The organism is Longilinea arvoryzae, from assembly GCF_001050235.1.
In the GTDB taxonomy this organism is placed as follows: domain Bacteria; phylum Chloroflexota; class Anaerolineae; order Anaerolineales; family Anaerolineaceae; genus Longilinea; species Longilinea arvoryzae.
The window spans coordinates 3949463-3962562 of sequence record NZ_DF967972.1; the positions used below are offsets into that span (position 1 = coordinate 3949463).

Here is a 13100-nt window from a genome sequence, read left to right on the forward strand (position 1 = left end):
CACGCGATTCTCATTAAAAATAGCGCCGGTGAACCTGATCCGGCGCCGTTTGATTCGCGATACAACCGATCGGTTTACGGCTTTTTGGGTCGCAAGAGGAACAACCGATAGATGCTGAAGAGCAGGATCACCGCGGCCAGAATGGCACCCGCAAACGGCAGATCGACGCGCAGGACCAGGCCCAATTCAGCCAGGAGCAAACCCATTGCGGTGCTGATGCCCAGGTAACGCAGACGCTGCCGGTAAAACAATCCTGCCAGGGGGAACTCGTCAGCGCGGGAACCTTTGGCGAGCGGTTCGCTCAACTCCCAGTGAAACAGGGCGGCCGCCGCCCCGGCAATCCCCAACGCGGGAGAAATTCCAATGAACAACCCGCCGGCAGCCAGGGCAATATACGCCAGAAGCAGGGCCGCCGGGCACCAGCTCCAGCCGAACCGGCGCGACAGTCCATCCAATATCGCAATCGGTAAGATGGACAGCGCATAGACCCAGTTCCGCGCTGTTGCGGCGCCGACCGCCAGCAGCGCCAGCGCCGCGACGAGTGAGAGCCAAAAGGGCAGATTGCGTTCCGGTTTCTTCATGGCCGGTGTTCCCGATATCGCATGCGAATAAACGGCCGGTCGACCGGCCAATCCATGACCTGTACGCCCAGCCGACGAATTTTCCAAAACAGCGCGGCCCGTTCCAGTCGGGCGGCGCGAACCGCGTAGGGCGTAACCTCGCTGCGCCGCCGCTCCAGCGCCGAAAACCGGACCGGATCCGGGGCCAGCACAACCACCTGGTAGCCTTCCGAACGCATGCGCGTCAACGATTCCAGATCTTTGGCCTGCAGGGGACTGATCAGAACCATCAGCGAACGGCTCGGAAACATGCGAATTGGCATATAACGAAGTGTGTTGAAGGTTTCGTCGCCATCGCCCGTGCAGGCCGCCAGTTGGTCCAGAATCCGGTTCAGATGGACCTTGCCCGTCCCCGGGTAGACGTAACGCATGCTGCCCCCAAAGATGAGCAGGGAGACGCGGTTGCCGGCCCGGATGTACGCGCGAGCCAGTGCGGCGGTCGCCTCGACGGAATATTCGAACAGGCTTTTGGATCCGATCTTCAGGTTGGAAATCGCCCGGGCATCCAGGAGCAGGCCGATATCCGCCATTTCCTCGCGCTCGAACTCCTTCGAGAACAACTTGCCCGGGTGACGCGCCACCCGCTGCCAATCGATCCAGCGCAGGGAATCACCCGGGGAATATTCGCGCACGCCCCAAAAATCCACACCCGTTCCCGGCTGGCGCGAGAAATTGGAGCCTGGGGCGTGCAGGGTATGCTGCGCATGCAGCGGCAGTTGCACGATCGAGGATTCGGCAGGCAGAACCACCACCTGCGCCGCAGCCGGCAGTTGGACGGTTTTTTCGAACAATCCGAACGGGTCGCTCGCCACAACCTCGACGGCTTGCCAGGAATACCGCCCGCGCGAAGCCTGAAAGGTATAACCCAGCTCCAACGACTGTCCGCCGGGCAAATACACGCAGCGATCGATGATCCCGTTGACCAGGGTCATCTTCTCCTGCATCGGTTCCACGAACCGCAATCGTGGGATCGCCTGGCCCTGGTTTTCGAGCTTCAGGGTCATAGGGATGGGTTCCTGCCCGCTGCAGCGCGCCTGATCCGGCGACCGTCGCGCAACCAGGTGTGGATTTTCCGGGCTGGTCAGCCGCCCCACGCCCAGATAGACCAGGAACGGCAGCGCCATGAGCGCCAGCGCGCCGTTTCGGCTGATCAACGCCCCCAGCAGGAGTGCGATCAAGACGAGCAGGACCAGGTTGGACTTGGAGTTCATTTGGCCGGCGAGGTGACCGGAACCGGCACCGAAGCGGCGATGCCATCGATGACTTCATTCACCGCGTTTTTGCGATTCCACAAGTTCGGATCCAGCAGGATGCGGTGACCCAGCACGGGCAGCATGAAGGTCTTGACGTCATCCGGGATCACGTAATCCCGGTTATGAATGGCCGCCCAGGCGCGGGCGAGCTTCAGCAGGGCCAGCGAACCGCGCGGGCTGGCGCCCAGTTCGATCTGGCGGTGCTTGCGGGTCTTCGCAGTCACCTGGACGATGTAATTTTGAATATCCGGGTTCACGAAGACGTCCTCGACCGCCGCCCGCATCGCCAGGAATTCTTCCGGGTTGACGACGGCCTGCAGGGCAACTGCGTCCTCCTTGCGCTCGGCTCTCCGGGCCAGGATTTGCTGCTCATCTTCGTTGCACGGATAACCTACCGACAGCCGGATCATGAAGCGGTCGAGTTGGGCCTCCGGAAGCGGGAAGGTGCCCTCGTATTCGATCGGGTTCTGGGTGGCGATCACGATGAACGGAAACGGCAGCTTCAGGCTTTCACCTTCCAACGAGACCTGATATTCCTGCATGGCCTCCAGCAGGGCAGACTGCGTCTTCGGCGAAGCGCGGTTGATCTCATCCGCCAGGAGGATATTCGTGAAAAGCGGTCCTTTGCGCAGTACGAACTGATTCTGGCGGGTGTCGAGGATGAAACCGCCGGTGATATCCCCGGGCAGCAGGTCGGGGGTAAACTGGATGCGCTTGAAATCCAGCCCCAGGGCGGTGGCGAAACTGTTGGCAATCAGCGTCTTGGCCAGGCCGGGATAATCCTCGAGCAGAATGTGCCCGCCGGAGGACAGAAAAGCCGCCATCATGCGGGTCAGCACATCGCGCTTGCCGATGACCGCTTTTTCGACTTCATCGAGGATGCATCCGGTCCTGCCGGCTACATCATCGATGCTCATGGTTTTCGTCGGAGACATCATCATTACGGACCTCCAAAAGGATTTCGATTTCAGCCAGAAATGGCTCCAGGATTTCAGCGTAAACAAAATGCCGGCGCAGTTTTTTCACCCCAAGCCAGCGGCGAACGGCTGCGCCGCGTCCCTGGACAGCCTTGGGTTCGAGGACGAATTCATCGACGCCGCGGTTCGTGACCAATTCGTCGGCTTTACGGTTCAGGGAATTGAGCCGGTACTGCAGCGCCCTGCGATTTTCGCCGGATTTCGAGGCGCCTTCGAGCAAGTGCTCCCATTCGTCGACGGCATCCTTCGGCCTGGGCGGCGCCGGTGTGAACGGTACTGAGGATGGGTCGGAACCCCTGGGGAGGATCAGCAGGCTGAACGCAAAAACAACGATCGCCAACAGTCCCCAGTAGACTTGCTGATCGACCATGCCCACCAACCTGAAGAGCATCCACAGCCCGCGGGTGATCGGGTTGATAAAGGCGTTGAGGGCAATCGAAGGAAAGACGAGCGACCCGCCGATGAGCCCGGCGATGATCAGGAAGGCAATCAGAAAGCGCCAGCGAAGCTTCACGTTGCCCTCGCATGGGCCGCCAGGCAGGATTCGCGGATGGCCGTCAGGCAGCGCACGGCCGCCTGCTCATCCTCGGGTTCCGGGGCCTTGTTGCCGTAACGCGCCTTCTCGAACAGGCGCGTGATTTGTAAAATCGGCTCCTGCGGGATGCCACGAGCCGTGAGCAAGGCTTCGAATTCGCGCGGAGTGACCGATTCTTCGCGCTCGATGCCCTGTTCCTCTTTGACGATGCGCAGCATTCGCAGGTAGGCGTTCAGAATCACATCCCTGAAATCGGCTCCATCCTCGATGGCCTTCAGGGCGGCGCCGACCTCCAGCGCCAGCGCGTCCTCCGGCTGCGAAACGCGGATGGATTTGAAGATCAACCAGGCGCCCATCAGGCAGCCGGTCACGATCAGCAGGACCTTGACCACCTGAAACCAGCCGGTGGGTGGGTCGCCCAAGGCTGTGAATTCGTAACCCGCCCCGGCGTCCGTCGATACCGGACTGAGGGTGACAGAATTTTCATTCACCGGCAGGCTGACATCCAGGCGGCTCAAAAGGTAACCCATTGCAATCAAAGCCAGCAGAATGCCGGCCCGGGCGAGCAGTTGCTTGAGGGATGTGTTCTTGACGATGGCGATCAGGATGTTGATCACCACCACCAGAATCCCCAGCGAGATCAGCCCCTTCAAAGCCCAGGGAATCACGAATTCCTCGACCGTGGGATCGATGGGCTGACCGCCCGCGGCCGGCGAGGAGATCTCTCCGCCGACGGGCATGTGGGTTCCTTCCTGGAACCGCAGGTGATCCAGGCTGCCAGCCAGGAGGATCAGGCCGACAACCGCCAGAGCGAGATAAATCAAGGAAGGCTGCCGCTTCGTACGAATTCCTCACTTTCCTGTACATCGAAAAGAAGACAGGAGAGATATCAGCATTGAAATGGGATGATGGCGCGCGTGTAAAGACAGGCTGTGCGCCAGGTTTGTGAATAAGTAATTATATAGGATGAAAACAGAGTCCTGGGACAGTTTTTAACGCACCAAAAGGCCAGGTTTTGACATCCATTTTTTACATTTACTCAAAATTGCGCCTGGGGAATCCTGCCAACGCCGGCGGCTTTCCCGATCCGGTCATTAAATTTCAAACTCGGAAGATAACTCCTTGATGAAATCCGGCGAGAGGATGCCAACCCGGATGGCGACCTTCAACAAATTCAGGAGTTCTTTTTCGGTCAATTCCAGGGGTTGGGATAGTAAACGCCCCTGTTCCCAGCACGAGAAGCGCACCTTTTGTGGTTCCTCCTGCACCGCCGGAATTTCCTCGATCCGTCCTTCGGTGTCACCCAGATTGATCGATACCGCGCGGGACTTCCTGGAATCTCGATGATCGCTCACGTTCGTCTCCTTTTTCAATGCACGGGCTGACCCGCTTCCTCGATTTCGATATAGGCCGAATCGACAATGCCGACGATGACCGAAATGACGCAGGCGTCCGGGTTCCTGAGCACCTGACGGGCGCCGTTCCCTTCCCGGTTCACCAACACCGTGTCGCCGATGCCGGCCTGGCTGTTGTCCAGCGCGATGAAGTCATCCTCGGGGGATTCACCGGCCAAACCCAGCGGCTGCACCACCAGCAGCCGCCGGGTTTTATAATCGCGGTGACCGATGGTGGTCACGACTGTCCCAACCACTTTGCCCAAAATCATCGTTATCTCTCAGGTAAAACGGTTATTACCGCGTTTCAGGGTGAAATCGAAGCCCTCGTCAGGGCGGACGATCAACTCGTCCACCACTCCCACCAGGGCCAGGTCGACCGGGACGAATTTGACGGCCGGCAGCGCCAGCGAGGCCTCGCGCGAGCGGACCATGACGCACAGATCGCCAATGCCGGCATCCACCACGTCCGCGGCCACCTGATATGCGCCCAGCGGCCTGAGCTTGCGATCGAGCGGCTGGACGATCAACAGCTTCAGGCCTTCGGTGCCCGGATATTTCAGCGTGCAAACCGCCGTCCCTGTCACTCTTCCGAACAGCATCCCTTATTTGACTCCTGTATTTTGGAGCACGCGCGTGATGATCACATCCACCAGGTTCGCGTCGACCTGGCTGCCCAAGCGCGCGATCACGGCGTTGCGAATGCGATCATGAACCGCTTCGCCATCCGCCTGAGCTGGTGGGACCGTCTGAGCTGCGCCAGCCGTAACCGGAGCAGCGAACGCCGGGGGCGAAGCCGGCGAAACCGCGGGCGTCGCCGGGCGGGCGAATTGTTGGGCGATGTAGGGCCGCACCGGCGCGGCCGGTGGGGCATCGGGCCGGTCACGCACCAGCCGCATGCCCAGCCGGTTGGCCTTCTCGTAGGCCAGATCGGTCAGCACGACCTGATCGTTGAGTTCGAGCGACAGGATGCCGCGTTTCACCATGTCCTCGATATCGCGTTCTGTAAGAAACTCTTTGGGCATTGATCGCTCCTATCCTACCTCCCGTCGATCCTCGCTCAGCCGCCTTCCCGGCCATGCAGGCTCTCCAGGGCGCGGGTTGCGGCATCCCTGGCGGTCTGGATCTCGGCCTCGCTCCCTGACAACCACATCCGGCCGAAGCGCCCCACCGAAGAGACATGGATGAGCTTGATGCTGGCCGTCTTTTCGGCTTCGTTGCAGGCATAGTTGATATAGGCAGCCGGCGCGCATTCCAGGACCAGCATGGTTTCACCGGGCACCAGGATGCTGCCGCGCCGGAAACGGTTCAGCAGTTGGGACTGGTAGGGATCGATGTGCGTGATCACCTGCGTCGAAACCACCTGCGGGCGGATGCGGTCCTCGATGTTCAATCCCAACCGCTCCAATACAACCCGGCCGGCTTCCTGCACGGCCGCCTGGTTGGGCGAATGCACCTCGAACATGCCGAACTCACGTTCGACGATCTGCGCGCCCGGCCGGGCTTCGGTCGCCTTGACGGCGATATCCAGCACCCGGAAGACCTCGTTGCCGGGTGACATCTCGACGTACAGCGCTGCCATACCCTCGGTCGGCAGGTCGCCCTGCGTGACCGTGCCCACAAAGGCGGCGTACTGGGGCTGCATCCGATCCAGATAACAGTAGCAGCGTAAAGAAAAGACTTCAGCCATGGGTTTCTTTCTTCACTGGATTGTGATCGAGGTTATGCGTTTCTTCCGCCGATGCTCCCCTTGGTCTGCTTGGGCAGGATCATTTCCACGTCATTGTGCGGGCGCGGGATGACATGCACCGAAACGATCTCACCGACCCGCTTGGCCGCGGCTGCGCCGGCATCGGTGGCGGCCTTGACGGCGCCCACATCCCCCCGCACCATGACGGTTACCAGGCCGCCGCCCACGTACTCGGAGCCAATCAGGGTAACGTTGGCCGCCTTGACCATCGCATCGGCGGCTTCGATCGCGGCCACCAGCCCGTGCGTTTCGACCATTCCAAGTGCTATCAAAGAGGTGTCTTGAGCCATTTTGTTCCTTCCTTTGCGGTTTGGGAATCAGATACGGTCAATAGGAGGTTTTACTTTCCAACAAATCATGAATCACCTGCTGGACGACGCGCTCGATTTCCTCGGGCGCGGGGCCGGCCGGAATTTCACCTGCTGAAAACGCTTCGGGCGGCGGCGACAGGGTCTCATACGCCAGGCGCTTGATGTTGATCAGGTGATAGGCGGTGATGTTGTCGCCGGTGATCGATCCGCCCACGCCACCCGAGCCCAGCGTCATCGAAGGCATCAGCCCGGTCGTAAAGCCGATGGCGCCGAGCGTGCCCATGGAGTTGACCAGGATGCGGAATACGGGTTTTTCCAGCCCGAAGGCCATGATGACGCGCTCGTCATTGGCATGAATAATCTGGGTATGCCCGCGCCCACCGGCCTGGATCAAAGCAATCGAGGTCTCGCAGCCCTGTTCCCAGCCGTCCACTTCGTACCAGCCCAGCACCGTGGTCAGTTTCTCGTGCGAGAGCGGCTCGGCCCGCCCGACCTTCAGCAGCGGCGCCACCAGGACGCGCGTCTCCAGCGGCACGTGAAAACCCGCGTACACCGCCACATAGCTGGCTGATTTGCCGACCACGGCCGTGTTCATGCTGCCGTCCGGATGGAAGAGCGCCCGGCGCAGGGCGTCCGTTTCCTGCGGGTTGGTAAAATAGGCGCCTTCCGCGCGCATGAGCTCGGCCAGCCGGCTCGCCACCGGCCGGTCGGCGATGACGGATTGCTCGGTGGCGCATATGGTCGAGTAATCGAAGGCCTTGGAGGCCACGATGTAGCGCGCGGCCTTCTCGATATCCGCCGAACGGTCCACGTAAACGGGCACGTTGCCCGGGCCGACGCCGTAAGCCGGCTTGCCGGCCGAATGCGCGGCTTTGACCATGGCCGTTCCGCCGGTCGCCAGAATCAGGGCCGTGTACTTGTGCGACATCAATTCCTGCGTGCCCGGCAGGGAAACCTGCTGCAGGCAATTGATCAGCCCTTTGGGCGCACCGGCGTTCTCAGCCGCCAGCGCCATGGCCTGGACTGCCTCGTAGATGCAGCGTTTTGCGGAAGGATGCGGCGAAAAGATGATCGCGTTGCGCGCTTTGACCGCGATCAAAGCCTTGAAGAAGGCGGTCGAAGTCGGGTTGGTGGAGGGCACCAGGGCGGCAATCACGCCCATTGGCCAGGCGATCTCGTACAGGCGGCGATCCGGGTCGTGCCGGATGACGCCGACTGTCTTCTGGTCGCGGATGCTCTGCCAGACCACCCGCGAGCCGAATTCATTTTTCAGTTTCTTATGGGCCGCTACGCCATAGCCTGTCTCTTCCTGGGCCAGGCGCCCCACGCGTTCGGAGGCCTGATAACCGGCTTCGGCCATGGCCGCGCACACCCGGTCCACGTCCGCCTGCGAGACACGGCTCCACGCCTTCCAGGCCTCATAGGCTCGGACGACGGTATCGCGCGCTTCTTGAATGGAAGACAGGTCTGGATCCAAGTTCAGGTCCCTTCACAGGTCGAATCAGGTCTTGCGAAAAACCACTTCGCCGTCCACTTCCAGCGAATCGATGATCGACATGATGACCGCGTCAACCGGGGTATCTTTGGTGATGGCCGTCTGGCGCGCCGAGGAGCCCGCGCAGGTCAAAACCAGGTCCCCGATGCCGGCGTCCACGGTATCCACAGCGACGTAGGGTTTCCCCACCGGGCTGCCGCGTTCGTCGGTCTGGCGAACGATGAGCAGCTTGCGCCCGAGCAGTTTTTCGTCCTTGATGGTGGACACCGTCGTTCCGATCACTCTGGCAATCAGCATAAGATTCCCCTCAGTACGTTTTAGCCGGCGCAGCGGTTGATGGCGCGGCCGGTTTTTCAGCGGGGCCCTGGATGATTTTGACGCCGGCGCTGGCGCCGATTCGCGTGGCCCCGGCCTGGACCATCTTTTCGGCGTCCTCGAAAGTTCGCACCCCGCCCGAGGCCTTGACGCCCATCTCGGGGCCGACCACACGCCGCATCAGGGCCACATCATGCACGGTCGCGCCGCCGCTGGAGAAACCGGTGGAGGTCTTGACGAAATCAGCGCCGGCCTCCTTGGCAATCAGGCAGGCAATCGTCTTCTCCTCATCCGTCAACAGGACGGTTTCAAGGATGACCTTCACGATCGGGCCACGGGAGTGGGCCGCGTTTACCACCCCGCGGATATCTTTGGCCACCAGGTCCAGGTCGCGCGCCTTCAACGCGCCGATGTTGAGCACCATGTCGATCTCGGTTGCGCCGTGATCGATGGCGTTTTGGGTCTCGAAAACTTTCACCGCAGAGGCGGTCGCGCCGAGCGGGAAACCGATCACAGTACAGACTTTGGCCTGTGAGCCCTGCAGCAACTGCGCGCATAAGGGAACCCAGGTCGGGTTGACGCATACGGATGCGAAGCCGTACTTGCGGGCTTCGAAACACAACTGGGCGATCTGGTCGGGCGTGGCATCCGGCTTCAGCAACGTATGATCGATCAGGCCCGCCAGGTTCAGGTCGTGCGGGACGCCGCCCAGGGTGGACGAAAGCCGTTCAGCGCCGGCGCTCACCACCATCCCCGCCCGGTCGAAGCAGGTTTTGACGCACAGTCCCTCGGCACAATTCAGCTTGCACTGCTGGCCCTGTGGAAGTGCGGCCCGCGCTTTCTGCTCGACCATGGCAACCAACACTTCGCGGGTGATGATCTCGACCAGTTGCTCGACCGTCTTCAAGTCAGGGTCCATCGTGGCCTCTACTTCGTATAAAGCTTTTCGACAGCGGTAATCTTGTTCACGCGGCGCTGGTGACGCTCGCCGCCGAAGGGGGTCGAAAGCCAGACTTTGAGAATCTGTTTGGCCAGGGCGACGCCGATCAACCCGGCGCCCAGGGTGAGCAGGTTGGTGTCGTTGTGTTCCCGGCTGTTCAGCGCGGAGGAATAGTCGTAGGCCATGCCGGCGCGCACGCCCGGCACCTTGTTGGCGACGATGCAGCTCCCGATGCCGGCGCCGTCGATCATGACCCCGCGCCAGGCCTTGCCGCTGCTGACCAGTTTGGCGACCTCATGCGCGAAATCGGGATAATCGACCGCGTCCTTGGTGTTGGTGCCCACGTCGATGTAATCATAGCCCAATGCGGTCAGCTCGGGCTTGAGGATCTCTTTGAGTTCGAAACCGCCGTGGTCGGCGCCAATCGCGATCACCTTGCGGAGAGTTGGATTCGGATCGGTCTGGGGAAGGGTTACAGGCGTCGAGGCGCCGGCGGATGCAGCCGGGCTTTGATTCGAAAGCCCCGCGTAGCGCTTAAGCACCCGCTGGACTATCTGATGAACTTCGTCATCCGCCGGATCGCTCACCTTCGACTCCATGGATTCAAAGGAAAGATGTTAAATCATTGACAATATTATCGACTTTTCTATCTAATTAATCAAGTAGATCAACGATGTTGATCATTGCGATCACTCGAAACCCTGCGCAGTCAAAATCCAACGCGTCCGGAAAGCAAATCGCAGGTCAAGTGTCCCCCGATTTGCTTGTATTTCGGTCGTAAAATACCTAGACTGGAATCAGAACCCTTGATCATTGGGAGCCCCCATGAAAACGGATCGCTTTCTCCTCTTTCTATTGATCGGCATCGGCCTGCTGGTCGTGCTGGCGGTTGGGTTGTTTTTGGCGCGCGGCGGTGTTCAGCAGGCGTACGGCGATGAAAGCACCCCGGAAGGCGTGCTGCGCAATTACTTTCTCGCCGCGCAAAAGCAGGATTTCGACCGGGCGTATTCTTATCTCTCCGACACCACGAAGGGCAAACCCACCCGCGCAGCCTTCCAGAGCGCGATGACCGAGATGCAAACCAGTATCCTTCAAACCGGGGTGGAAATCGGGGATACCCAGGCACCCGGCGAGGATACGGTTGTGATCACCATCACGCTCATCCATAATTCGGGCGGGGTATTCGAAACGCCGTACCGCGATATCCAGACGGTGGCCCTGGTGCGTGAAAAGGGGAAATGGAAGATCGCCAGCATGCCATATCCGTATGGCGATTACAGTTGGTTCGGGGGATATACCAACAAGTTCGAACCTGCGCCCGTGCCGGAAGAATAATCGGAGGCCGATATGCGAACCATCCGTCGAATTTATGTGTATCTGGTGTCATTCGTCAGCCTGGGGGTGATCGTTTGGGGCGTCATCGGGCTGGCGCGAACCACCGTTCACCTGCGTCAGATCGGCGGCACGGCCAGCGATCTGGCCGGCTCGCTGGCATTGACCCTGGTGGGCGTGCCGGTCTTTCTGCTGCACTGGGGCATGGCGCAGCGCAGCGCCGCCCGGGACGTGGAAGAACGCCTCGACCGCACCCGCGGCGTCTTTTTCTATGCGGCCCTGGCCGGAACGCTCATTCCCGCCGTGCAGAGCGGCATGGCACTGGTGAACCGTCTGCTGCTGATTCTATTCAGGCTTCCGGTGGCCGGGCGCCTGGTGGGCAGCAATCAAGACCCATGGGACAACGGGATCGCCCTCCTGATCAACGCGCTGGCAGCCGTCTACCTGTTCAGCGTTCTGCTGCGCGACCGGCGCCAACCCGAAGTCCTTCCGGTATCGAACGAGGTGCGCCGCCTGTATCGGGCGGTGTGGCTGCTCTACGGCCTGGGACTGACCATTCTGGGCGTGCAGATGCTGGTCACTTATATTCTCACACCCGGGAGCGATATCATTCCCGCCCGGGGCGTGACGGTCGCCAACGCGGTTACCTTGCTGGTCGCCGGGCTGCCGATCTGGCTGCTGACCTGGCGCAGCATGCAGGCCGCCCTGGACGAGTCCGGGGAACGCGATTCGCTGCTGCGTTGGGTGGTTCTTTTCATCCTCTCGCTGGCCGGCGTGGGCACGGTGCTGACCAGCGCCGGGTTGGTGCTGGCTGGAGTGTTGAACAAATTGTTGGGTGCGTCCATGAACTGGACTCAAACGCTATCCAATATTCGCCAGCCGTTTTCACTGGCGTTACCTCTGGGCGGCGTTTGGGCTTATTACGGCAGTATTTTGCAACGCCAGATTGCAACGGTCCCGGCTACGAACCGCCGGGCCGAGCTTCGCCGACTTTATAATTACATTCTGTCCGCTTTCGGCATCGGCACGCTGGTTTCGGGGTTGATTTTGCTAAGCGGTTATCTGGTCGGTGAGATGATGCAGTCCCCCGCTGTGCATATCGCTCAATCAGGACGCCTGGCCAACGCCCTGGCGGTGCTGGCGGTCGGCCTGCCGCTCTGGTTGATCGCCTGGCGCCCGATGGCGGTCGAAGCCGCGCTGCCGGGCGACGATGGAGACCGCGCCCGCCGCTCGCCCATCCGCAAAGCCTATCTCTACCTGGCCCTGTTCGCCGGGGTGATCGGCTCGATGGTCAGCGCCTGGGGCGTGCTGTCGCCGCTGTTCAAGGTCTGGTTCGGCAACGCCAATGCGACTCTACGCACCGAGTCATTGACGAACCTCGCCTATCTGGTGATCTTCCTGGTCTTTCTGGCCTACCACTGGGTTAGCCTGCGCGCCGATGGACGGGCCGCTTCCGAGGCGCTGGCCCTGCGCCAGAGCCAGTTTGGCGTGCTGGTGCTGGCAACCGAGGAGGAGTTCCTCGGCGCGGTTCAAACCGCCCTGCACAGACAGGCTCCGCACATTCCCGTGACCGTCCATAACCTGGCTCAAGGGATGGCCGGGGTGGAACAGGCGGCTTTTCAGGCGGTTGTCCTGCCGGCATCGCTGGCCATCCACCCATCTCCCGATCTGCGTGCCTGGCTGGATGGCTTCCAGGGCGAGCGTCTGGTGCTGCCGGCATCCGCGGACGGCTGGGCATGGGTCGGCAGCGGCGAGCGTTCGCTGCGCGAGTGGGCCGAGCAAACCGCGCATGCCGTACGCCTGCGCGCCGAGGGACTGCCGCTGCGCGCCGCGCCTTCGTCCAGCCCGTGGGTGATGGCCGGCTACATTTTCGGCGCCCTTTTCGGCGTGGAAGTATTGATCCTGCTGGCGTCGCTGCTGTTGAGCACCGTTTTCCGCTGAGAAAAGTTGCAAAACAGGATTTTTCGTTGCATTTCCCTAGATTACTCTTTTCGAGTATTGACAATTTCACGTCCGGTATTTAGAATTGCGCCCAATATGTATAGACATCTTGTCATGCCCCGCTCCCGTCGTCCGCATCCCACCTCTCCCCGAAAAGGTTGGGAGTTTTGGCTATGGATGTCCGCATAAGCGTCGCCGCACCGTACTTTTACCGCAAGTCCACCCAAGCAGCCCTCC

Annotated in this window: 17 protein-coding genes; 2 read left to right on the forward strand and 15 right to left on the reverse strand. The window is 61.0% G+C overall.

What is annotated here, in order from left to right; translation table 11 throughout:
• Nucleotides 1-74: 74 nt before the first annotated feature.
• The 15 genes from LARV_RS17690 to rpiB form a co-directional block, all read right to left on the reverse strand.
• Nucleotides 75-581: a hypothetical protein gene (locus LARV_RS17690; protein ID WP_075074888.1), complete on the reverse strand. Its 507-nt coding sequence runs from the start codon at nt 579-581 to the stop codon at nt 75-77.
• Entirely contained in the window at nt 578-1831 is a 1254-nt protein-coding gene (locus tag LARV_RS17695) for a DUF58 domain-containing protein (protein WP_075074889.1), read from the reverse strand. Before LARV_RS17695 ends, LARV_RS17690 begins: the two co-directional genes overlap by 4 nt.
• Complete coding sequence (locus LARV_RS17700) at nt 1828-2790, reverse strand: AAA family ATPase (protein ID WP_075074890.1); 963 nt, start codon at nt 2788-2790, stop codon at nt 1828-1830. Before LARV_RS17700 ends, LARV_RS17695 begins: the two co-directional genes overlap by 4 nt.
• Nucleotides 2777-3364, reverse strand: coding sequence for a hypothetical protein (locus LARV_RS17705; RefSeq protein ID WP_075074891.1), 588 nt, complete (start codon nt 3362-3364; stop codon nt 2777-2779). The genes LARV_RS17700 and LARV_RS17705 overlap by 14 nt, the downstream gene beginning before the upstream one ends.
• Nucleotides 3361-4209 (reverse strand): DUF4129 domain-containing protein, encoded by an 849-nt coding sequence (locus tag LARV_RS17710; protein WP_075074892.1) that lies wholly within the window; start codon nt 4207-4209, stop codon nt 3361-3363. The genes LARV_RS17705 and LARV_RS17710 overlap by 4 nt, the downstream gene beginning before the upstream one ends.
• Nucleotides 4210-4479: 270 nt before the next feature.
• Nucleotides 4480-4740, reverse strand: a complete 261-nt coding sequence (locus LARV_RS17715; RefSeq protein ID WP_152031840.1) for a hypothetical protein — start codon at nt 4738-4740, stop codon at nt 4480-4482.
• A gap of 14 nt (nt 4741-4754) precedes the next feature.
• Nucleotides 4755-5051, reverse strand: a complete 297-nt coding sequence (locus LARV_RS17720) for a EutN/CcmL family microcompartment protein (RefSeq protein ID WP_075074894.1) — start codon at nt 5049-5051, stop codon at nt 4755-4757.
• 9 nt (nt 5052-5060) lie between these two features.
• A complete protein-coding gene (locus LARV_RS17725; protein WP_075074895.1) occupies nt 5061-5381 on the reverse strand; it encodes a EutN/CcmL family microcompartment protein in 321 nt (106 codons plus the stop codon).
• Nucleotides 5382-5384: 3 nt separating this feature from the next.
• Nucleotides 5385-5804, reverse strand: a complete 420-nt coding sequence (locus tag LARV_RS17730) for a hypothetical protein (protein WP_075074896.1) — start codon at nt 5802-5804, stop codon at nt 5385-5387.
• Between the two features lie 35 nt (nt 5805-5839).
• Entirely contained in the window at nt 5840-6469 is a 630-nt protein-coding gene (locus tag LARV_RS17735) for a hypothetical protein (RefSeq protein ID WP_075074897.1), read from the reverse strand.
• A gap of 32 nt (nt 6470-6501) precedes the next feature.
• On the reverse strand, nt 6502-6819 hold the full coding sequence (gene eutM / locus LARV_RS17740) for an ethanolamine utilization microcompartment protein EutM (RefSeq protein WP_075074898.1): 318 nt from the start codon (nt 6817-6819) through the stop codon (nt 6502-6504).
• Nucleotides 6820-6856: 37 nt separating this feature from the next.
• On the reverse strand, nt 6857-8317 hold the full coding sequence (locus tag LARV_RS17745; RefSeq protein WP_201785939.1) for an aldehyde dehydrogenase family protein: 1461 nt from the start codon (nt 8315-8317) through the stop codon (nt 6857-6859).
• Nucleotides 8318-8341: 24 nt separating this feature from the next.
• Nucleotides 8342-8632, reverse strand: coding sequence for a EutN/CcmL family microcompartment protein (locus tag LARV_RS17750; protein WP_075074900.1), 291 nt, complete (start codon nt 8630-8632; stop codon nt 8342-8344).
• 10 nt (nt 8633-8642) lie between these two features.
• Nucleotides 8643-9341 carry a deoxyribose-phosphate aldolase gene (deoC, locus tag LARV_RS17755; protein ID WP_075075295.1) on the reverse strand — a complete coding sequence of 233 codons (699 nt, stop codon included), beginning with the start codon at nt 9339-9341 and terminating at the stop codon, nt 8643-8645.
• 236 nt (nt 9342-9577) lie between these two features.
• A complete protein-coding gene (rpiB, locus tag LARV_RS17760) occupies nt 9578-10177 on the reverse strand; it encodes a ribose 5-phosphate isomerase B (RefSeq protein ID WP_201785940.1) in 600 nt (199 codons plus the stop codon).
• Between the two features lie 238 nt (nt 10178-10415).
• Between rpiB and LARV_RS17765 the strand changes: the two genes are divergently transcribed.
• Together LARV_RS17765 and LARV_RS17770 are read left to right on the forward strand one after the other, a co-directional pair.
• On the forward strand, nt 10416-10925 hold the full coding sequence (locus LARV_RS17765) for a nuclear transport factor 2 family protein (RefSeq protein WP_075074901.1): 510 nt from the start codon (nt 10416-10418) through the stop codon (nt 10923-10925).
• A gap of 12 nt (nt 10926-10937) precedes the next feature.
• A complete protein-coding gene (locus tag LARV_RS17770; RefSeq protein ID WP_075074902.1) occupies nt 10938-12863 on the forward strand; it encodes a DUF5671 domain-containing protein in 1926 nt (641 codons plus the stop codon).
• Nucleotides 12864-13100: the final 237 nt, after the last annotated feature.

Excerpts from the sequence above, each read along its gene's own strand:
- LARV_RS17690 (WP_075074888.1), bottom strand. The coding sequence starts at position 581 with ATGAAGAAACCGGAACGCAATCTGCCCTTTTGGCTCTCACTCGTCGCG.
- LARV_RS17695 (WP_075074889.1), bottom strand. The coding sequence starts at position 1,831 with ATGAACTCCAAGTCCAACCTGGTCCTGCTCGTCTTGATCGCACTCCTG.
- LARV_RS17700 (WP_075074890.1), bottom strand. The coding sequence starts at position 2,790 with ATGAGCATCGATGATGTAGCCGGCAGGACCGGATGCATCCTCGATGAA.
- LARV_RS17720 (WP_075074894.1), bottom strand. The coding sequence starts at position 5,051 with ATGATTTTGGGCAAAGTGGTTGGGACAGTCGTGACCACCATCGGTCAC.
- LARV_RS17725 (WP_075074895.1), bottom strand. The coding sequence starts at position 5,381 with ATGCTGTTCGGAAGAGTGACAGGGACGGCGGTTTGCACGCTGAAATAT.
- LARV_RS17730 (WP_075074896.1), bottom strand. The coding sequence starts at position 5,804 with ATGCCCAAAGAGTTTCTTACAGAACGCGATATCGAGGACATGGTGAAA.
- LARV_RS17735 (WP_075074897.1), bottom strand. The coding sequence starts at position 6,469 with ATGGCTGAAGTCTTTTCTTTACGCTGCTACTGTTATCTGGATCGGATG.
- eutM (WP_075074898.1), bottom strand. The coding sequence starts at position 6,819 with ATGGCTCAAGACACCTCTTTGATAGCACTTGGAATGGTCGAAACGCAC.
- LARV_RS17750 (WP_075074900.1), bottom strand. The coding sequence starts at position 8,632 with ATGCTGATTGCCAGAGTGATCGGAACGACGGTGTCCACCATCAAGGAC.
- LARV_RS17765 (WP_075074901.1), top strand. The coding sequence starts at position 10,416 with ATGAAAACGGATCGCTTTCTCCTCTTTCTATTGATCGGCATCGGCCTG.
- LARV_RS17770 (WP_075074902.1), top strand. The coding sequence starts at position 10,938 with ATGCGAACCATCCGTCGAATTTATGTGTATCTGGTGTCATTCGTCAGC.